Consider the following 19,215-nt stretch of genomic DNA (forward strand, 5'->3'; position numbering starts at 1 on the left):
CGGTTAGCTCTCTGCCGAGGTCAGCAGCGCGGTCAGCGCGTCAGCCGGGCAGGGGCGCGCCACGAAGTAGCCCTGCGCCTGGGTGCAGCCGTGGGCCTTGAGCCAATCAAATTGTGCCTGCTCCTCCACCCCCTCGGCCACGGTGGTCACGCCCATTTGTTGGCCAAGGGCCAGGATCAGGCGCACGACCGGCCCCGAGGCGGGCAGCTGCGCGATGAAGGAGCCGTCGATCTTCAAACAATGCAGCGGAAACCGAGAAATATACGACAGGTTCGAATAGCCGGTCCCAAAATCATCGATGGAGATCTGATAGCCCATCCCGGTGATCGCCTGAAGCTTGGCCGCGATGCCGTCCTGATCGCCGATCAACACACTCTCGGTGATCTCCAACTCGATCTTGCGGACGGGAAAGTCGGGCCGTTCGGCGTAGGATTGCAGCGTTTCCAGCAAATGCGGGTCCGAGAATTGGCGAGGGGAGATGTTGAGCGACAGTTTCACATCAAGCCCGGACCCATGCCACGCGGTGGCCTGGGCAAAGCCGATCTCCAGCACCTGTCGCCCCAGCACATGGATCAACCCGGTGTCTTCACAAATCGGAATGAAGTCTTCCGGTGTCACCAAGCCCCGTTCGGGGTGGCGCCACCGCGCCAGGCCTTCGACGGACACGATCCGCCCCGACGCCAGATCGAGGCGGGGTTGGTAGTGCAGCTCGAACTGCTGCGTGTCCAGCGCCACCTCGATTTCGGCCTCCGTCCGGCTGCGTTTGTCGGCCTCCGCGCCCATACGGTCATCGTAGAAAACGTACCTGTTGCGGCCCGTGTTCTTCGCCAGGTAGAGCGCGATGTCGGCTTGGCGCAGGGCCACGTCAACATCGGTTTTCGCCGGTTCAAACACCGAAATCCCCATGCTGACACGGGCGTTCACAGAGGTGGTGCCGATGGTCGCCGGTGCCGAAAGCTCCCGGAAAAGGCGTTCGATCCGCTCAGGCCGAGAGGCCGCGTCGGCCCCACTCATCACAATCAGGAACTCATCGCCGCCCAGGCGCACGACCAGATCATCGGGCGCGCCATGGCGGATGGCTCGGTCCGCCAGATCCATCAGAACCCGGTCGCCAACCACATGGCCGTAGGTGTCATTGATCTGCTTGAAACGGTCGATGTCGAAGTAGATCAGCGCGGTTGGCGCGGCCTTGGCCTCGGCCAGTTCCGCCACATGCTGGTGCAGGTAGGAGCGGTTGAAACAGCCCGTCAGCTGGTCGCGGCTGGCCAGGTATCGCGCCTGGTCGCGGGCCAGCTTCAACTCGCTCACATCAATCGCCGTGATCAAAATGGCGGGATCGCCCGTGACCGCGTCGCTGCATTGCTTGGCCGACACATCGAACCACCGCGTCCCGGTCTTGGTGCGGATCTCGGCGATTTGGCGGTATTCGCCGCCATCATTCAGGCTGGCCAGTAGAACATCGTGGTCGCGAGGGGCCACGAACAGATCCCGAAGCGCGGCGCTGGCATCCACGGTCAGGTTCCGCGCGGCGGGGTTCATGTAAAGTGGCGGGCCCTCGGCGCTGAAGAGGGTGATCATCACGTCGGTGTGCAGCAACGCCTCGGCGCTGCGCAGATTGTCGGGCTGTTGATCCGGCTGGCCTAAGGCCTCGCACAACATGGCCATGCGCCCGTCGGGCATCGGGAAGCCGCTGAACAAGACCATGACGCTGGTCGGCACGCCGCCCGGAAACAGCGTCCACAGCTCGTTGAAAGTGGCGTCGTGGTCGATGAAATCCGCCTGATATTGCTTTAGCCGCTTGGCCACGGTCGCGGACATGTCTTTTGCCAGGTCGCGGGCCTGAAGCTCTGCCTCGGAGGCCGCGTGCCAAAGCGCGCAAGCGGCCCTGTTGGCCTGAAGGACACGGCAATGATCGATGTCATAAACCCAGATGGGCGTTTGCAACTTGTGCGCGGCTGCAAATTGATCGGCTGTGTTGACCCTCAGCATGCCAAAGCGTAGCGAGCGCCGCTGGGGGCGGCAAGCGTTGCACGGGTTTAGGCGCCTAAAGGTAGGGGATGTAGAAATCCCGGCGCGCCTTGGGCGCCAGCTCGGCGGTTTTTTCGACCTCGGCGGTCTTCATGAAGATATGGTTGTCGACCAGGTCCTGGCCGACCGCCGCGCTCAAGGCCGTGTCTGCCGCAAGATCAGCGATCGCGGTGCCAAGATCAGCGGCGACGCCGGTGGTGGCATCGGTCGTCTCAAACCCATCGCCTCCTTCCATCGGCGGCAGGCCATAGCCGTTCTCGACCCCAAGGCGCGCTGCCTGCAAGACGGCCGCCACGGCGGTGTAGGGATTGGCCGAGGCATCGGCGGTGCGATGTTCCAGCCGGGCCTTGGCGCCACCTTCACTGCTGACCCGCGTCGTGACGTTGCGATGATCGCCGCCCCAGTTCTGCCAATACCCCGAAAGCGAGGCCGGTTGCAGACGGTCGTAGGAATTGCCCGAGGGCGCGATCAGCCCGGCCAACCCCTTATGGTGATGCAGAAGTCCAGCCACGCAGCCCTTCGCCAGATCGTTCAAATGCTCGGGCCCGCTTTGTCCGCCGCTCGATAGGGCATTCATCCCGTCTGCGTTGGTGAACGAGAAGTTGACATGCATCCCACTGCCGCCCGCCTCTTCAATCGGCTTGGGCAGGAAGGACAGGATCACGCCTTCGCCCAACGCCACCTCGCGCGCCATTTGCCGAAACAGCACGATGTCGTCGAGGGCCTGCACGGCGTCATCGAAGGTCAGCGTGTATTCGAACTGGGGGCTGTCATATTCCGCCGTGATCATCTCCAGCCGAAAGCCCAGGGCATCGGCGACCTCCCAGATCGCATCGTTGAACCCGCGCGGGTCGGTGAAGGCGCCGGTGCCATAAACCACGCCGCCGAAACTGTCATAGGGGATCAGCTTGCCGTCCGCGTCGTGGACAAAGGCGAAGGCCTCCAGCTCGATGCCCACCTTGGGCGTCAGCCCCTTCGCCTCCCAATCGGCCACCGCGCGCTTCAACGCGCCACGCGGGCAAAGGGGCAGGGGCGCGCCGTCGGTGTCGTAGAGTTCCCCGATCACTATCTTGGTGTCGGCCTCCCAACTGTCGCGGATGTCATCACCGCGCCAGCGCAGCTCCATATCCGGCAGCCCCTCCATCATCATCGAGCCCGGCGCGGGCAGCAGATCCTTGTCGTAATGCACCCCAAACACGCTGCGGCAGAACCGCGTGTCATTGTCCCCGATCTTGGCCGCAGGCAGATATTTGCCCCGCAGGATCGAGAGGTGGTCACAAAAAACGGCGCGTAGTCTGGGGTTCATCTGAAAGCCTCCTCAGGCGCGTGCAATCCGCACGGGAAGCGACTTCAAGCCGCTGATGAAGTTTGACCGCAAAAACTGCTGCGGTCCATCGGCCTCGATGGCCGTGATCCGTTTGCTCAATTCCTGGAACAGCACCGTCACCTCCAACCGGGCCAGCCACATGCCCAGGCACAGATGCGGCCCGCCATGGCCGAAGCTGAGGTGTTTGTTGGGCGTGCGTGTCAGATCGACCCGGTCGGGCGCGGTGAAATAGGCAGTGTCCCGATTGCCCGAGGCGAACCAGTACAGCACCTTGTCGCCCGCGCGGATCGTTTGCCCATGCATCTCGTAATCCCGCGTCGCGGTGCGGCGGAAGTAGCTGGTGGGCGTGGCCCACCGGATGATCTCATCGGCCGCCGTGTCCCACACATCGCCTTGACGCATCTGGTCCAGCAGTTCCGGCTGGTGACACATCGCCTGCATCCCCGCCGCGATGGAATAGCGCGTGGTGTCATTGCCCGCCGCCACCAGCAGACAGAAGAAATTGCGGAATTCCGTCTCCGAAATGACCGAGCCGTCAGGCCCCGGCTGAAGGATCAGGTGCAGCACGCCGTTCGTGTCGCCACTGGCATTTTTCGCGGCCATCAGGTCCTTGGCGTAGGCGTAAAGCTCCGCCCCCGCAGGCGAGTTGAACGGCATCATCCGAAATTCATCCGTGCTCATCTTGTCCAGCACGTGAGAGGTGAAATCCGGGTCCGTGTTGGCGATCAGCGCGTCGCCTTTCTCCACCAGCCAGGGCAGATCCTCCTCCGGCGTGCCCAGGATACGGCCCAACATGCGCATCGGCAATTCGCGGGCGATCCGCTTGGTGGCATCAAAACTGTCGTCCTCCAGTACCTCGTCCAGGATATCGCGGCAGAGGCCGCGAATATCCTCTTCAAACCCCGCGATCACCCCCTTCGAGAACGCGCGCGCCAGCTTGATGCGCATCTGCATATGCTCGGGCGGATCAGTCTCCTGGAACGTGCGCCGCGCCAGGTATTCCTCGTAGCTCTGGTCCTCCATCCGGATGCCCTGCGCGGACGAAAAGACCTCCGTATTGCGGTTCATCTCCAGAATGTCGTGATACCGCGTGACGGACCAGAACCCTTTGCCCCCCTCCCATTCCGTCCAACTCAGGGGGTCGTCGCGGCGGAGCCGCGCGAAGGTCGCAAGCGGCGGGCCCGACAAGAAGGTGTCGTGGCTGGAAAGGTCCGCAAGGCCGTCATCCGTGGCTGTCCAAACGGTCATTAATTCCGCCCTTGATTGGTATACTTAACATGACCATAAATATGCAGACTGAAAAGGGAAGCCAGAAAATGCACCTCGCCATTCTGATGACCAACACCGACGAAAGCGCCTTCGCCCAGGCGCACCCGAAGGATGGAGAGAAGTTCACCACGATGATCCACGGCGTGCGGCCCGATTGGCAGGTGACATCGTTCAACGTGAAGGACGGCGTTTTTCCTTCTGATATAAGTGCGTTTGATGGGGTGATGATCACCGGTAGTCCCGCCTCTGTGCTGGACGAAGACGAATGGGTGACGCGTCTTCTGGCCCTGATCAAAGAGGCCTTTGATACCGGGATGCCGATGTTCGGTGCCTGCTACGGCCATCAAGCCATCGCGCTGGCCTTGGATGGTGAAATCGGCCCGAATCCCTCCGGCTGGGTCTTCGGCCTGACCCATTCCACCGTGACCGAGCGCGCCGCGTGGATGGCAGACCTACCTGAAACCTTCCCTCAATACGGCGCCCATATCGAGGCTGTCACGCGGCTTCCCGAAGGGGCCACGCCCATCTCAACCTCTGAGGCTTGCGCTGTCACCGGCTACCGCATCGGGTCCCAGGTCTACACCACTCAGAACCACCCCGAGATGACTCCTGCTTTCATCAAGGCGCTGGTGGCGGAGTATCAAGACAAACTGCCCGAAGGGGTCGGGCAGGCCGCGCAAGCCTCCCTCACCGAAGAGATCGATATGCGCGTCTACGCAGAGGCCATCGCCCGGTTTTTTGAGCACGCCTCACCCAACTAAAGCGATCAGGTCCATCACCGTCTGACGGTCATAGTTGAAGTGCTCCAGCATCGCCGCCTGGGCGTCCTCTGCCCGGTGGTCCAGGATAAGCCTGGCGATCCGCCCGTGATCCTTGGCCGAGGCGACGGACGCGCCCGGGGTGCGGTAGCGCATGCGGTAATAGGCCATCAACTTGCGCGCATTGGTCTTTACCATCCGGGCCAGAACGTCGTTATGGGCGGCGCGCACGATGATCTCGTGGAACTGCAGGTTCAGTTGATAATACCCGGCAGGATCGCCGTGCCCCTTCGCGGCCGCATGGGTCTCACAGGCCGCCACATTGGCGCGCAGCTCCGCCGCCACGTCCTCTGTAATCCGCTGCGCCGCAAGGCCTGCCGCGAAGCTCTCCAGATTGGCGTGCACCTCCAGAATGGTCAGGAACTCCGCCACGGAAGGCTGGAAAATCACCGCTCCCTTGCGGGCATGGCGCACCACCAGCCCGTCCGCCTCCAGCCGGATCAGCGCCTCGCGCACCGGAGTGCGCGACACATCGCAGGTCGCCATCACCTCTTTTTCATCGATAGCCGCCCCTGGCAGCAGCGTGCCCGCATCGATCCGCGCGATGATCAAGTCGATGACGGCGGTGGTCTGGGTCGTCACGGGGCGGGCCTCCTTGCGCTGCGCGTCAACCTACCCAACCGCGCGGCGCCGTGCCAGCGCGCGTTGTGCGCAGGCCGGGGCCTGGTCTAGGAAGGGACAGGGCCATGCAAGGACGCACACGACAATGCCGAAACCCTCGTCTCGCAAAGGCCTCAGCCTAAGGTGGCTGGAGCTGTTTCAGGTCTGCGCCCGCACCGGATCGCTGAGCGAGACGGCGAAAGAGACGGGCCTGTCGATCTCCACCGTGTCCCATCACCTGCGCTCTCTGGAGGATCATCTGGGGGTCGAGCTGTTCAACCACGCGCGCCGCCCCATGGTCCTGACCCCCAAGGGTCACGTCTTCCTGCGCAACATCGATGTGGCGCTTCAGTCGATCCGCAAGGCCACCGCCGAAGCCGCGACCGGTGATCTGATCGAGGCGCGCTACCTGCGCCTTGGCACGATCGAGGACCTGGATAGCGACGTCACGCCCGCCCTCGCTGTGCATCTGGCCCAGTCCATGCCCGATTGTGATTTCCTCTACCACGTGTCGACCAGTCACGAGATCCTGGAGATGCTCCGCGACCGCGAGTTGGACCTTGGCATCACGACCACCCCGCCCGAACGGATGCGCGATCTGCAGGACCACCCGCTGCTGCGCGATCCCTTCATCGTGGTTCTGCCCGCCGATGGCGGCCCGCCATTGCCCGATGTGATCGCCGGCAAGTCGGCGCTTCCGTTTCTGCGGTTTTCCAATGACTTGATCATTGCGGCGCAGATCGAGGCGCAGCTGCGCCGCCTCGGCGTCAGCCTGCCCCACAAAGTCGAGTGCGGCAGCAACCAGACCCTGATGGCCATGGTCGCGGCGGGCGCCGGGTGGACCATCACCACGCCGCTTTTGTTCTCGCGCGCCAAACGGTTCCAGCCGCGCCTGCGCGTCCATCCGTTCCCAGGCAAGCGCTTTTCGCGCACCCTGTCGCTCGTCACGACGCCCGACTGCGCGCGATCGGTGCTGGATCTGGTGAACCTGAAAATCCGCGCCTCATTGGAGGAACAGGTGATCCGCCCGCTCACCGACACGACCCCGTGGCTCGCCGGTGACTTCGCCCTGATCGACTAGCTGCGCGTGTGAAGGATGTTGAACCGCGCCCGGATCGCGGCGTCTTGCTCGGGCGTCAGGTACTTCGGCTTATGGCTCGCTAGGATCTCCCGCGCTTTTTCTCCTGCAACCTCCCAAGCGTCCTTCGCGCCTTCCGCGGCCCATGTCCGCGGCTCCTCCCGGTTCGCGAGTGTCGGATAGTAGTAATCCCGCTCCATCGCCGCAAAGGTATGGGCCCCGCCCAGGAAATGCCCCTCGCCCAACACCGCCTGGGTGATCGCGTCAAACCCGAGGTTTTCCTCGCTCACCTCGATCCCCCGAAGCGCCCGGTAGGTGTGGGAATGCATCTCATCATCCAGCACGAAAGCCTCAAAGCTCGCCCCCAGAAGCGAGGCCGTCATGCCGGAGCTTTCATATATAAGATTGCCCCCCGCCAAGGCCGCCGCCAGCGACGTCAGCCCCTTCTCCATCCCATATTGCGCGTCGATGGCTTTCGCGTCGGTCATAGAACAGGCCACGCCCGAGGGCAGCCCGAGCCAGTTCGACAGTTGCGCCGAGGCCGCGTTCAGCACCGCTGTCTCGCCGCTGCCGCCCGAAAACGCGCCGGTGCGCAGGTCGATCACCAAGGGCCAGTTGGAGAACACCATCGGAAAGCCCGGCTGGATTGCATGGACCATCACGAGGCTTGCCAGGGTTTCGGCCAGCGACTGCGCCAGGAACCCGGCAAGCGTCGCGGGCGCCGTCGCGCCGGCTTGCGCCGCCGTGATGCAGGACATCGGGATGTTGTGGGCGATGCATGCATAGACCACGTCCACCGCGTCCTCCCCGAACCGCAGGGGCGAGATGATCGGGCTGATATGTGCCTTCATCCACGGCCTCTCGGCGAACATGCCGGGGCCACCTGCTGCGATGTCGAGCATCTCTACAATCGGAGCAACATGCTCGGCCAGGGTGAAGGACGTGGCCGTCGGCTTGGTGGTGTTGCACAGCAGGGCATGGACGGTGTTCACGTCCAGATCAAAGACGTCCGGCACGTCCGTCGCCACGCAACACCGCGTGTACCAGCTGACGTTCGGCAAGACGTCCTGCAGCCGTGTGAAGTCATGCAGATCTGCCAGCGTCGAGGGGCGATAGACGTGGGTATCCAGATCCAGCGTCTGCACCGCCGCCCCCCCAGTGCCGAAATGCACATGGTTGCCGCCGACCTCAATCGACCGCGCGGGGTCGCGCCCGTGCAGCACGAAAGTCTTCGCCGCCTGATCAATCGCCGCCTGCACCAGCGGTGCCGGGAACAGCACGCGGCCCGCGCCGTTATCCTCTGCGCCCACGGCCAGCAGATCCTTGGTCAGCCGGTCCGGCACCTCGCCCAACCCCAGCTCGGCCAGAAGCCGCAGCGCGGTGTCGTAGATGCTGTTCAACTCCGCCTCTGTCAGCGGTTTGTACATGCCGCCGATCTGCCCGGGCGGGCAGGGGTCCACGACCGGCTTTGCCGCGCGCTTTGCCAACCGCGCCTGTCGCCCCCCTCGGATCAATCTCTCTGCCATTTTGCCACCGCCTTCCGCCCACATTCCAAACGGAAAAACAGGCAATTCCCAAACGCGGTTTGGGAATTCTGAAAAATTGGGAACAATTTTCCGCTGTTTTCGGATTAACTATAGAAACCCTAGGCAGGCCCCTCAAAAACCGCTCTGTCAGCGGCACGCAGGATCAGGAGAAAGCCGATGAAGTCGCGCACCAAGGTTGTTGTCATTGGCGGCGGCATCGCCGGGTGCTCGACCCTCTATCATCTGACGCAGGAAGGCTGGTCCGATGTCGTGCTGATTGAACGGGATGAGCTGACCTCCGGCACCACCTGGCATTCCGCCGCGCAGGTCACGAATTTTGGCATGAACCAGACGATGGTTGGCCTGAAGTCCCATTCCATCGCGCTTTACAAGAAGCTCCGCGACGATCCCGACTACCCCGTGGGCTACCACCACGGCGACGGCGGCATCCGACTTGCGAATACCGAGGCGCATATGCAGGGCTACCGCCACTTCGCCTCCATGGCGCGGGGGATGGGCGTGGAATATGAGGTGATCGACGCCGAAGAATGCGCGCGCCGCCATCCGCTGATCTCGACCGAGAACCTTGTGGGCGGGCTCTGGGACGGCGAGGACGGCGATATTGACCCGGCGCAGCTGTGCCAGGCGCTGGCGTTCCATGCCCGAAAGGCGGGGGCGGAGGTCTACCGCCACACCAACGTGACGGGGCTCACCCAGCACAAGGACGACACCTGGACGGTGGAGACGGACAAGGGCGACATCGACGCCGATATCGTGGTGAATGCCTGCGGCTACCGCGTCAATGAGGTCGCCAAGATGATGGGCGTGCACCACCCCGTCGCGTCGATGGAGCACCAGTATTTCGTCACCGAAGACATCCCGGCTATCGCCGAGGCAGGCCACCGAATGCCGCTTCTGCGCTGCCCGATCAGCGACTACTATTCGCGCCAGGAGAAGAACGGGTTGCTGGTCGGTTTTTACGAGCAGGACTGCAAGACCTGGGGCATGGACGGGATCAGCCCGAGCTTTGCCAATGATCTTTGCCCCGATGATCTGGACCGCGTGATGGACGTGCTGGAAGGCGCGTTTGAGCGGATGCCCGCGCTGACGGAGGTCGGCATCAAGCGCGTGGTTAACGGCCCGATCACCTATACCATCGACGGTGCGCCGCTGGTCGGCCCCATCCCCGGCAAGCGCAACGCGTTTTGCATCATCGGCCTGCGCGCGGGCGTGGGGGAGGGCGGCGGCCACGGCTGGCTTCTGGCGCAACAGATCGTCCATGGCGAGGCCTGTTATGACACCTGGTGCCTCGACCCGCGCCGCTTCACCGGCCACGCCAATGTGGAGCTGACGGCGCTAAAGGCCATCGAGGACTACCAGAACGAATTCCGCTTCCACTTCCCGCATGAACACCGCCCCGCGGGCCGCGACGCCAAGACCACGCCACTGACGCCTGTGCTGGCGGCTGAAGGCGCGGAGTTTACCGTCGTGAACGGGTGGGAGCGGGTCGATTACATCAAGCCCACGCCTGATTTTCACCCCTCGTTGACCTTCAATTTCGATGAGGCCTTCGACGTGGTCGCCGCCGAGGTTCGCAACGTGCAAGAGAACGTCGGCCTCTGCGAGGTTAACGGCTTTAACCGTTTCGAGATTACCGGCACGGATCGCCATAGCTTCCTCGACCGCATGTTCTGCGGCGCGGTCACGAAGCGGGACGGGCGGGTCGGTCTTGGCTATCTGCTCAACCATCAGGGCCGGGTGAAGGGGGAGGCGACCGTGGCCAATCTACCGCCGTCGGATCGCGGCCCCGCGCGGGCCTGGTACGGCTCGGCGGCGGCGGCGGAGACCCACGATATGGATTGGCTTTTGGCGCATCTGCGCAGCGATGAGGATGTGCAGATTAAAAGCCTCACCAACGACCAGACCATCCTGGTCCTCGCAGGCCCCAAATCCCGCGATGTGCTGCAAGCGGTCAGCCGCGAGGATTGGTCGTGCGAGGCTTTCCCCTGGCTGTCAGTTCGCGAATGCTTCATCGGCTACGCGCCCGCGACGGTTATGGGCGTCAGCTTCTCCGGCGAATTGGCCTATGAAATCCACGTCCCCAACGCCTCTCTCTATGCCGCCTACACCGCCCTGCGCGCCGCTGGTGAGGCGCATGGGATGAAGCTCTTCGGCGCCCGCGCCGTCGAGTCGATGCGGATGGAGAAGGGCTTTGCCCACTGGAAGGCCGACCTGATCACTGAATTCGATCCGTTTGAGACCGGGCTTGCCCGTTTCGTGAAGCTGGAGAAGGGGGATTTCATCGGCAAGGCGGCGCTGGAGGCGCACGTCGCGGCAGGCCCTCAGAAGAAGCTGGTGACGGTGAAAGTGGACTGCACGCACGCCCCCGCCCATGGCGGCGCGTCGGTGATGCAAGGCGCTCGTGTCATGGGCACCGTGACCTCTGGGGATTGGGGGCACCGGGTGGGCCTGAACCTTGCCTACGCTTTCGTCGATCCGACGCTGGCCGACATCGGAACATCGGTCGACATCGACATCTGTGGCGACCTGATCCGCGCCGAGGTGATCGCAGCCTCGCCCTATGATCCGTCCTACGCGCGGATGCGGGCCTAGGGCGTTTTGAACACCCACAGGCGCCGCTCTCACGGTGGGGTGAAAAGTGAATTGATATACCATTGATATACCCGCGGCCCTGAGTTCGCCCCCAATAGGGCCCGTCTAAGCGCCGCCTGTTTCTAGCCCGACCCGCGCAAGTGAACTTGACCCGGAATACCCATTGAAATATGCGATGGGCTCAGCGCGCGGGCGTTGTGTAATGGTAAGACCTCAGCCTTCCAAGCTGATGATACGGGTTCGATTCCCGTCGCCCGCTCCATCCAATCCCACCTAATCGTCTGCGTTTTTTTGCCGTCCCTCGCTGAGCGCGCGAACCCGGGCCCGACGGAAAAAATAGAAATTCCCGCGAGAATACTCGGAAGTCTTTACCTGAATCGGAATGACGCCTAGGCTTCCCTTACGTCATATTTTGATTGAATCGTGGGCCTTTGCCGGACCACGCTCAAATTGAAGTAAGATTAAGTAGTTTGAGGACAATAGGTTATCCAATTTCGCATGTCACATGCAGCCCCGTGATCGTTTGAATCCTCAATATTGTTTACGATGATCAGGCCGTTTGCCTCATGAGCTAAATCACTGAAGCGGCTTGTTGCATTTTTCAAGCTGCCCCCAACGGGAGAGAATACTATGGAAGGCACAATTGCCGAAATCCGCTTGTTTGCAAGTAACTTTGCGCCGCGAAATTGGGCGTTTTGCGATGGCCAGCTGCTCGCCATCAACTCGAACACCGCGCTGTTCTCGCTGCTCGGGACGATCTACGGCGGCGACGGTCGCACGACCTTCGGACTGCCCGATTTCCGGGGCCGGGTCGCCATTGGGGAAGGACACGGTCCCGGCCTGTCGAACTACACCCTGGGCGAGAAGGGCGGCAATGAGCAGACCGTGCTGCAGCTGGCAAACATGCCCGCGCACAATCACAGCCCGAGGCTGTATTCTGAATTGGCGGTTGCCACGATCTCGAATCCGACAGACCGTTTGTTGGCCGGCCCGCCTGCGGAAGCGCCGATCTACGCAGATTCCGACCCTTCTGCTGAGGTTGCGATGCACGTTGACAGCATCAAGTCCAACACGGTCGGCAACAACTCTGCGTTCAGCAACGTGAGCCCATTCCTCGGCATGCACTACATCATTTGCTTGCAGGGTATTTTCCCAAGCCGCAGCTGATCCTCGCGCAGTTCCAAAAACTGAAAAAAGGCGCCGTCCGAGCGCCTTTTTTTGTGTCCGGCGCGTTTCGGCTCATCAACGCCAATTTCGCCTCGTAGAACTCGGGCCTACGTCATCGCCCAAAGGTGCAGACGTCAGGATGTACCGTTCACAAACGCTTCGCCCCCGGCGAAAACGGCCGTAGAAGTGTCTGAGGCCTTCAGTTCTTCCAGCTTTGGCGCCTCATAAGGAGGTTTCTTGGCGTGTTCATCAGCGATAACCGCAGAGTTTTCAGTCTTCATGATATGTTTCCTTTGAAATCCAAGCGCACGAGCCGTGGCTAACTTTGGGTGCAGGTTATAACTGCGATCGCCACTTCGCAATACGGTTGATGTACCAAACTCGCTTCTGGTCTTCAAAGGTTTCGGCACGAAGCGGCGTCGATGGCGAAAGGGCGGGCAAGGTCTCATTGAGCCGCGCGATTTTTTCGGGGTCGAGCACCTGCCGCAAAAGCTCCGGTAGCGCATCGAATTCGATCCGAGGTTCATAGTCCATATCAGACACACGGAAGTGTGTGTCCCCCATGCTTTTGCGGTTGCGCCAAGCAATTTTTGGCGGCGTGTATGGCGACATGGCGCTGCGGTGCAAAAATCTGCCGATGCCTTCGACGTGGCGCACCGACAAGGGGCTTTGCAGATAGACCTTGATCAGCCGAGGATCGAACAGCGGCCAGCGAAACTCAACTCCAAGTGACCGACCGACAAGCGTGCAGGCTTCAAGCCGTGCGTAACGATGTGTCTTGAAAAGAAGCGCCTGGGTAAGTGCGGTGTTGGGGTCCGCCGCCCAGAGCTGCTGCTCGTTCTCTGGCTGGCGAAATGGCGCGAGGTCTGCGCGGGCGTTGTCGGTCAAAGCGCTTGTGTCAATCAGGGTGTTGACCCACCGGGCTATTTCGTCCGTTTTGCCATTGCGCAGCATGCTGCGCAGGAACCGGTAAGTCTTGAGAACAGGATTTCCACCGGTCGCACGGAACATCGCCCCGTAGCGGCGATGTGCGCGCCACCAAATCAACGCATTCCGCCCGTTGTTGGAGACGATCTCATCGCCACCATAGCCCGACATCAGGACCCGCGCGCCATCTTGCGCCGCATACCGGATGGCGGGGCCGAAAAACGTCGGGTGCGGGTGCTCCAGCGGGTGACCAAGCGCCGCCTCTGCCGCGTCCAAGTGATTATCCGTGCCGAACATCATGGGCCGGGCCAAAACGAAATTGCGCCGCAGCCCCACATGAAGCGCCATTTGCAACAGAACTTCGGGTTCTTCCTCCATGTGGCACATGCTGAGTGCCAATGTATCGGGGGCAAGCCAGCCGTTGGCATGCATGGATCCGATGATTGCAGACGAATCCACCCCGCCCGAGCTTTCGACGGCAACGGGGTAGGCTGTCCTCAGTCGGTCTCTTACGGCCTGGTCCAGTGCGGTTCGGTAGGTGGCGACGGCCTCTTCTGCCGATATGGCCTCGTCCCGGAACGGCTCTTCAAAGTTGCGGAACTCGTGGCAGAGCGTTGTGGTGTTTAGCCCGGCCCCAAGCCGCACCCCACCCGCGAGTGCTTGAACATCCGAGAAGGCGCAAAGGTCCGGGCCGCTGATCAGTCCGGCGGTGTAATGCGTCACCCACAGCGGGTTGGGTCCCGTGAACGCTTTGAACACCGACTTGAACAGAGCCTGGCTGGTACACAGGATCAATGTCGTGTCTGTTTCCAGCCAGTAGAGCGGGACCGCACCGACCACGTCGCGCGCGGCAAAGATCGCGCCGCTTGTCGGGTCATGGATGACGAAACTGAAATCACCCTCCAGCCGCTTTGCGCAATCGGGCCCCCACATCCGATGTGCGGCCAGCAGGATCTGTGGATCGGTCAGCGTGTCGCGCGAGGGAAGGCCGAGCGCCGCGCAGAGCGCTTCGCGGTTGTCCAGCCGCACCCAGCTGACGATGACCCGGCCCGTGTCAGGGCAGACCTCGGGCGCTGTTTCATACTTGGATTCGGGCGTGTTCCACAGGGTGGACTGCGCCATCAGCACCCGGTTCGTGACGTAGTGCCCGCGCACATCGCCGAAACCGCCCAACGACAGCGCGTCTTCCAGCGCATCGGGGCTGACGATATCGCGCGGGTCAGACCCCGGCTTGCGCATGAAAATTGCCGCAAACATACCAGCCCTGCTAAGCTCTCACGTGCTCGGCGATGCGCCACGTGAAGGTCGCCACCGGGGTCATCCCGTTGGCCTCTCTTCCCCCCGTGACCGCCTGTGGGCCCACAAGGGTCCATGCGTGGGCCAGAAGCTCAGGTTCCCTGTCGTCCTGGGCGGCGTCGCGGCGCATTCCCAGATGCACGACGTAGGGGATGGACGCGCCGCGCAGCAACAGCGCCGCGACCAGCGCCTGGGGCAGGCAGTTTGAGGTCCAGGGCGTCAACCGGGCGACGCCGCGCACCAGCTTGCCAATCCGCGTCACCGTGTCTTGGCGGGGCACGTCGGTGCCCGTCGCCCCAAGGTTGTTGCTGGGGGTGCCGAGTGCCCCGCGGTATCGCGCAAACGGCAGTGTCAGGATGGCGAGGCGAGCAAGCCCAAGGCCGCACCAGACAAGCGGCATCAAAAGCCATTGCCACCAGACAAACTCTCGTGCCGCACGGCGTGCGAGCCTGCTGATCTGGGCCGCCTTATGCCTCAACGCGCTGAACCAGACCTTTGGACAAAAGCATATCGAGAAACGCCGTGATATCAGCGCTCACCTGGCCCTGGTCCGGCGCATCGAAGCTATCAATCACATCTGCCACGACGCCCTCATAGGTCTTGGGCGTCTCCAGCGCGGCCCAGACGTGCGATCCGACAGCATTCATGGAGAAATAGCTGCCCTTCTCGATATCCATCATGACCACCTCGCCGTCCATTTCGGCGGCAATCATGGAGGGGTTTTGGGCTAGCAGAGCATTAGCGGGTGATGTCACGATGGCCTCCTTGCACGCGCCCGCTGTTCCTATCCTACCTGGGCGTGGTCGTCAAAAAGCTGAACCAATGTGTCGAGCAAGTTGTCCAGATCAAACCCCTCTGCGGGCCGCTCGACCCTGAAGGCTTTGACGCCAGAGAACCGCTCCGCGGCATGTCGAAACGACACCGCACCCAGCTGCATTCCGTGGACGATTTGGTAGCGGTACATGTTCTGCTGGATCAGGGCGATCTTCTTTGGGCCCGTCACAGGGGTAACGTGCACCTCGGTGACGTCGCTTGGACAGAGCTCCACCAACAGTCGAAGCGGCAAGGGTTGGTCCGAGAATGCGGCCCTCATCGGCAGCCGGTATTTGGGCAGGTCAGGCGCAACGGCGGGCAAGTCTGGCGTCAAGATCCCCAAAGCGTCGGCCGTTTCCTGCCAAATCTTGACATGTGGCATCCCGGGAATGACGCGCCGCTGCGCGTCGACGGGACAGACATCATCGGCAATCAGCGGATAGCCGCGTTGCATCATCCCCGTGGCCGTCGTCGATTTCCCGACGCCGGAAAGCCCCACACAGGTCAGGCAGCCCGTACCCATGTCAATCGCGTTGCCGTGCATGACGATCAGCCCGCGCTGGATCAACAAGGTGCCAAGGCCCGACCCCAACAGATAGACGCGCATATTGGCGTACGTCACCCCGGCGGCCAGCTCGTAGCCGATCTCGCAGCCATCGCGGATGATCATGCGGCCCACATTCGGGATGTTCAGCCAGACGGATTTGGGCGTGCACTGCAGGTGTTCTGTCGTGTGCGTCGCCCCCTCAAGACCGGCCGGTGGCACGCTTTCGGCACGAATGGTGACCAGCGCCCCAACGGGCGTTGCACGCGCCGCGTCGGGCAACAGCTCAGGCAACTCCAGATCGCTGTCGATGCTAAGCCCGTAGGCTTGATAATGGTGGGAAGGCGTTGTCATGCCGTGGGGTTTTCATCCGTCTCTGCAATGACTTGAGGGCCCGAAGCCCCTGCGCGTCATCATTCAGCCCGCAACATCGCAGATCACATCAGTTTCGCAACCGGCGCAGGAGGGGTGCGGGCGAACGGAAAAGGGTTGTCGCCGTTCAGATAACGGGGACGGGGAGGCTTGCTGTCTTCGACGCACACCAAATGCGCGGCCCCTCGGACCGCGCCAGTCGCGACGTCACCGAACGGCACCGACCAAAGCCGGTGCCGCATCGCCGTGATCAGAAAATGAAGTCAAGCGCATCAAGGTCGGAATAAAGCACATCTCTAAGCAGGATCGAGTTGCCGTTGCCGGTATCGATCAGGACGTCATTGCCGACCTGCATCGCTATCCCGGGATCTGTGCCATTGCCAAGAATGTCGGTGATCGAATTCACGGTGGACAGCCCCGAGAAGTCGATTTTCTCGAAGTCATTGGTGGCGTCGAAGTCCGTGATCTCGTCAACGCCGTGGTTGTCGCGGAAGATGAACACATCGGCGTTGAAGTTGCCCGTCATCGTGTCATTGCCTACGCCGCCAATCAGCGTGTCAAAGCCCGCGCCGCCTACCATGGAGTCGTTGCCAAGGCCCCCGTCCAGAAGGTCGTTCTGGGCGCCACCGCGCATCAGGTCGTCGCCGCGCCCGCCAAGGAGCGTGTCGTTGCCTTCGCCACCGATCAGCTTGTCACGGCGGTTGCCGCCGTCCAGCAGATCGTCGCCGCGTCCGCCGATCAGGGTATCCGCCCCCATCTGGCCAAGCATCGAGTCGTTGCCATTGCCGCCCGACATCCGGTCATTCTGGGTGCCGCCGAGCAGCGTGTCGTTGCCCATGCCGCCGGTCATCGAGTCGCGCCCGCCGCCACCTTCGAGGCTGTCGAACTGGTTGCCACCGTTAAGCGTGTCATTGCCCAGGCCACCGATCAGCGTATCCGCTCCGCCAAAGCCGTCCAGGGAATCTGCCCCTTCACCGCCCTCAATCAGGTTGTCGCCTTCGTTGCCGGTCATGGTATCGTCACCAGATCCGCCGATCGCGTTCTCGATCATCGCGCCATAGGCGATGGAGAAGTTGCCGGTATAGCCGCCGATGTTCGAGAAGACGCCCGCTTCCAGGGACAACATCTGACCCATGGTATAGCCCGACAGGTCAATCGTGTCCGTGCCCCCGCCGTCGTAGACCGTCATCAGCGGTGTCGTGTTAAACGTGAAGTCGTAGACGGAATTGGCTTCCGTGGCGTTGAAGCCGTAGATCGTATTGCCCGCGTTGTAGTTCAGGTTGGCGCCATAGAGTTGATGGATCGCCATGAAGTCGTACAGCATGAACGTGTCGGGGTAGCCTAGGCCGCCGCTGACGCCGGTGTTGGTCTCGCCGAAGTAGCTCATCACCGTATATTGGTGCGAGTCCTGGATGAACTGGGCGTTGTTGCCATAGGTGATACTGACGCCCGGGGCAGCGTTGTAGTCGCCGGGGTGCGCCAGGCCGATGGCATGGCCGATCTCATGCAGCATCGTATAGCTGGTGTAGGTGCCGATGCCGTAAGATTGGCCAGAGTGGAAGGAGTTGTTGTTCAACCAGACGTCGCCCTGGTTGGCCCCGAAGCTAGTATTGCCACCGTTCGACCCGGGGTAATAGGCATAGGCGCCAGACCCGTCGTTGGCTTGGTAGGCACCAAACAGCATCGTCGCGTTGTTCGACGTGCCACCGGGGTTCACCTGGGTGAAGTTGAGGCCCGAGATGGCGTCCGTATAGGCCATCGCCGCAATCGTAAGCGCGACCTGATTGGCATTCATCGCGATGCCGGGCGAGTTGTTCAGCGGATCATTACCCGTGGATCGGATGGCCCATGTCAGGTTGACCTCGTTCCCCGGTGTCGTGACCCAGGCCTGGTTCGGGCGCATCAGGTTGCCTGCGCCCATTTCCAGATTGTAGGCGGCGCGTTCCCCCTCGGTGACCGAGACGCCGTAGGTGCCGGAGTCGAACGACCATGCACTATTGACGTCGATGTAGAACGTCGTGGTATCTGTCACCGTGACCGTCATGTCTGCATTGCGCCCCGGCCCGTCATTGTCATCGCTTTGGACGAAGTTGCCATTCGCGTCGCGCAGGGTCAGCGTGATGTTGTTGAGCGCGTTACTCAATGGCCCGACACCTACACCCGCGATGGTATAGGTCCCCGCCTCCAGCGTGATCTCGATCCAGTCGCTGTCCGTGGTGGTGGACAGTTCGCCCATGAAGAACTCGCCCACGCCCATGTTGCCACTTGTCGTGGTCGTGTTGCCTGCATCACCGATCTCGTTGATCGTGTCGCCCGGGGCGGGCGCGACAACCCCTGGGGGCAGTGCGGTGTATTCGCACTCCAGCACTTGCGGGTTAAAAGTCGAACAGATGATGCACATGGTGTAATCCTACAGAGTTAATTGCGCTGCGATGACATCAGCGGAAACGGAATTGGAAAGGGTGGGGCGGGTGGCAGGGCTTCGCCCCACAAAGACGCGTTCTGCGTCGTGGATTTTGATAGACGGTGGCCTGTCGGGACCGGGCAGGTGCCCGTCGCGTTGGTTTTCACCGCAAAGCCGCGCCACATCGGCAAGAGCCACACGGAGCACCTGCGCCTGTTCATCGGGCGACAACAGTGGCGAGCCCATGCGTGCCTCGACAAGGCGCTCTTGCGCGACATCGCAGGACTGCGCGACCAAAGGGCGGTTTGGATCTGCTGGCACGGCAAGCGCAGGCAGTGCCGCGACGCTCAAAAGCGCGGCGGCCAAAATTAAACGTTTCCGAATTGAAAGCGCATTACGCAATTTGCTCTGTCCCAATCAGCAACTTAATTCA

16 protein-coding genes and 1 tRNA gene are annotated in these 19,215 nt (G+C 62.1%); 5 read left to right on the forward strand and 12 right to left on the reverse strand.

Going from position 1 to position 19,215, the window contains the following annotated elements:
* Positions 1–3: 3 nt before the first annotated feature.
* The 3 genes from AC6I9R_RS08675 to AC6I9R_RS08685 form a co-directional block, all read right to left on the reverse strand.
* Positions 4–1,944, reverse strand: coding sequence for a putative bifunctional diguanylate cyclase/phosphodiesterase (locus tag AC6I9R_RS08675; RefSeq protein WP_497863091.1), 1,941 nt, complete (start codon positions 1,942–1,944; stop codon positions 4–6).
* Positions 1,945–2,044: 100 nt separating this feature from the next.
* Positions 2,045–3,334 (reverse strand): type I glutamate--ammonia ligase, encoded by a 1,290-nt coding sequence (locus AC6I9R_RS08680; protein ID WP_461425177.1) that lies wholly within the window; start codon positions 3,332–3,334, stop codon positions 2,045–2,047.
* Positions 3,335–3,346: 12 nt separating this feature from the next.
* On the reverse strand, positions 3,347–4,603 hold the full coding sequence (locus AC6I9R_RS08685; protein ID WP_461425178.1) for a cytochrome P450: 1,257 nt from the start codon (positions 4,601–4,603) through the stop codon (positions 3,347–3,349).
* 41 nt (positions 4,604–4,644) lie between these two features.
* Between AC6I9R_RS08685 and AC6I9R_RS08690 the strand changes: the two genes are divergently transcribed.
* Positions 4,645–5,385, forward strand: coding sequence for a type 1 glutamine amidotransferase (locus tag AC6I9R_RS08690; protein ID WP_497863092.1), 741 nt, complete (start codon positions 4,645–4,647; stop codon positions 5,383–5,385).
* Here the strand turns inward: AC6I9R_RS08690 and AC6I9R_RS08695 are convergent.
* On the reverse strand, positions 5,374–6,024 hold the full coding sequence (locus AC6I9R_RS08695) for a GntR family transcriptional regulator (protein ID WP_461425180.1): 651 nt from the start codon (positions 6,022–6,024) through the stop codon (positions 5,374–5,376). The two genes, AC6I9R_RS08690 and AC6I9R_RS08695, sit on opposite strands and share 12 nt — an antisense overlap.
* 124 nt (positions 6,025–6,148) lie before the next feature.
* Here AC6I9R_RS08695 and AC6I9R_RS08700 point away from each other — a divergent pair, with 124 nt between their 5' ends.
* Positions 6,149–7,123 (forward strand): LysR family transcriptional regulator, encoded by a 975-nt coding sequence (locus tag AC6I9R_RS08700; protein WP_461425181.1) that lies wholly within the window; start codon positions 6,149–6,151, stop codon positions 7,121–7,123.
* On the opposite strand, the gene AC6I9R_RS08705 is transcribed toward AC6I9R_RS08700, so the two are convergent.
* A complete protein-coding gene (locus tag AC6I9R_RS08705; RefSeq protein WP_461425182.1) occupies positions 7,120–8,646 on the reverse strand; it encodes a trimethylamine methyltransferase family protein in 1,527 nt (508 codons plus the stop codon). The two genes, AC6I9R_RS08700 and AC6I9R_RS08705, sit on opposite strands and share 4 nt — an antisense overlap.
* A gap of 177 nt (positions 8,647–8,823) precedes the next feature.
* Between AC6I9R_RS08705 and AC6I9R_RS08710 the strand changes: the two genes are divergently transcribed.
* The 3 genes from AC6I9R_RS08710 to AC6I9R_RS08720 all read left to right on the forward strand — a co-directional run bounded on the left by AC6I9R_RS08710 (position 8,824) and on the right by AC6I9R_RS08720 (position 12,426).
* Positions 8,824–11,259, forward strand: coding sequence for a GcvT family protein (locus tag AC6I9R_RS08710; RefSeq protein WP_461425183.1), 2,436 nt, complete (start codon positions 8,824–8,826; stop codon positions 11,257–11,259).
* A 188-nt stretch (positions 11,260–11,447) separates the two neighbouring features.
* Positions 11,448–11,521 (forward strand) — tRNA-Gly (locus AC6I9R_RS08715).
* Positions 11,522–11,889: 368 nt separating this feature from the next.
* Positions 11,890–12,426, forward strand: coding sequence for a phage tail protein (locus AC6I9R_RS08720; protein WP_461425184.1), 537 nt, complete (start codon positions 11,890–11,892; stop codon positions 12,424–12,426).
* A gap of 134 nt (positions 12,427–12,560) precedes the next feature.
* Here the strand turns inward: AC6I9R_RS08720 and AC6I9R_RS08725 are convergent, their stop codons facing one another.
* The 7 genes from AC6I9R_RS08725 to AC6I9R_RS08755 form a co-directional block, all read right to left on the reverse strand.
* Positions 12,561–12,707: a hypothetical protein gene (locus AC6I9R_RS08725; RefSeq protein ID WP_461425185.1), complete on the reverse strand. Its 147-nt coding sequence runs from the start codon at positions 12,705–12,707 to the stop codon at positions 12,561–12,563.
* Between the two features lie 55 nt (positions 12,708–12,762).
* On the reverse strand, positions 12,763–14,526 hold the full coding sequence (locus AC6I9R_RS08730; protein WP_497863093.1) for an asparagine synthase-related protein: 1,764 nt from the start codon (positions 14,524–14,526) through the stop codon (positions 12,763–12,765).
* A gap of 94 nt (positions 14,527–14,620) precedes the next feature.
* Complete coding sequence (locus tag AC6I9R_RS08735; protein WP_461425187.1) at positions 14,621–15,049, reverse strand: lasso peptide biosynthesis B2 protein; 429 nt, start codon at positions 15,047–15,049, stop codon at positions 14,621–14,623.
* A 67-nt stretch (positions 15,050–15,116) separates the two neighbouring features.
* The gene (locus AC6I9R_RS08740) at positions 15,117–15,362 is read right to left on the reverse strand and encodes a PqqD family peptide modification chaperone (RefSeq protein ID WP_461425188.1); all 246 of its coding nucleotides are present in this window, start codon (positions 15,360–15,362) and stop codon (positions 15,117–15,119) included.
* A 71-nt stretch (positions 15,363–15,433) separates the two neighbouring features.
* Positions 15,434–16,360, reverse strand: a complete 927-nt coding sequence (locus AC6I9R_RS08745) for a phosphoenolpyruvate carboxykinase (ATP) (protein ID WP_461425189.1) — start codon at positions 16,358–16,360, stop codon at positions 15,434–15,436.
* A 268-nt stretch (positions 16,361–16,628) separates the two neighbouring features.
* Positions 16,629–18,779 (reverse strand): M10 family metallopeptidase C-terminal domain-containing protein, encoded by a 2,151-nt coding sequence (locus tag AC6I9R_RS08750; protein ID WP_461425190.1) that lies wholly within the window; start codon positions 18,777–18,779, stop codon positions 16,629–16,631.
* A gap of 9 nt (positions 18,780–18,788) precedes the next feature.
* Positions 18,789–19,199 carry a hypothetical protein gene (locus AC6I9R_RS08755; RefSeq protein WP_461425191.1) on the reverse strand — a complete coding sequence of 137 codons (411 nt, stop codon included), beginning with the start codon at positions 19,197–19,199 and terminating at the stop codon, positions 18,789–18,791.
* Positions 19,200–19,215 lie beyond the last annotated feature (16 nt).

The organism is Gymnodinialimonas sp. (assembly GCF_059726805.1).

Bases quoted from the DNA above. Each gene is read 5' to 3' on its own strand.
- AC6I9R_RS08750 (WP_461425190.1), bottom strand. From the start codon at position 18,779: ATGTGCATCATCTGTTCGACTTTTAACCCGCAAGTGCTGGAGTGCGAA.
- AC6I9R_RS08720 (WP_461425184.1), top strand. From the start codon at position 11,890: ATGGAAGGCACAATTGCCGAAATCCGCTTGTTTGCAAGTAACTTTGCG.
- AC6I9R_RS08725 (WP_461425185.1), bottom strand. From the start codon at position 12,707: ATGAAGACTGAAAACTCTGCGGTTATCGCTGATGAACACGCCAAGAAA.
- AC6I9R_RS08705 (WP_461425182.1), bottom strand. From the start codon at position 8,646: ATGGCAGAGAGATTGATCCGAGGGGGGCGACAGGCGCGGTTGGCAAAG.
- AC6I9R_RS08700 (WP_461425181.1), top strand. From the start codon at position 6,149: ATGCCGAAACCCTCGTCTCGCAAAGGCCTCAGCCTAAGGTGGCTGGAG.
- AC6I9R_RS08740 (WP_461425188.1), bottom strand. From the start codon at position 15,362: ATGATTGCCGCCGAAATGGACGGCGAGGTGGTCATGATGGATATCGAG.
- AC6I9R_RS08735 (WP_461425187.1), bottom strand. From the start codon at position 15,049: ATGCCGCTTGTCTGGTGCGGCCTTGGGCTTGCTCGCCTCGCCATCCTG.
- AC6I9R_RS08710 (WP_461425183.1), top strand. From the start codon at position 8,824: ATGAAGTCGCGCACCAAGGTTGTTGTCATTGGCGGCGGCATCGCCGGG.
- AC6I9R_RS08690 (WP_497863092.1), top strand. From the start codon at position 4,645: ATGCAGACTGAAAAGGGAAGCCAGAAAATGCACCTCGCCATTCTGATG.
- AC6I9R_RS08745 (WP_461425189.1), bottom strand. From the start codon at position 16,360: ATGACAACGCCTTCCCACCATTATCAAGCCTACGGGCTTAGCATCGAC.
- AC6I9R_RS08685 (WP_461425178.1), bottom strand. From the start codon at position 4,603: ATGACCGTTTGGACAGCCACGGATGACGGCCTTGCGGACCTTTCCAGC.
- AC6I9R_RS08680 (WP_461425177.1), bottom strand. From the start codon at position 3,334: ATGAACCCCAGACTACGCGCCGTTTTTTGTGACCACCTCTCGATCCTG.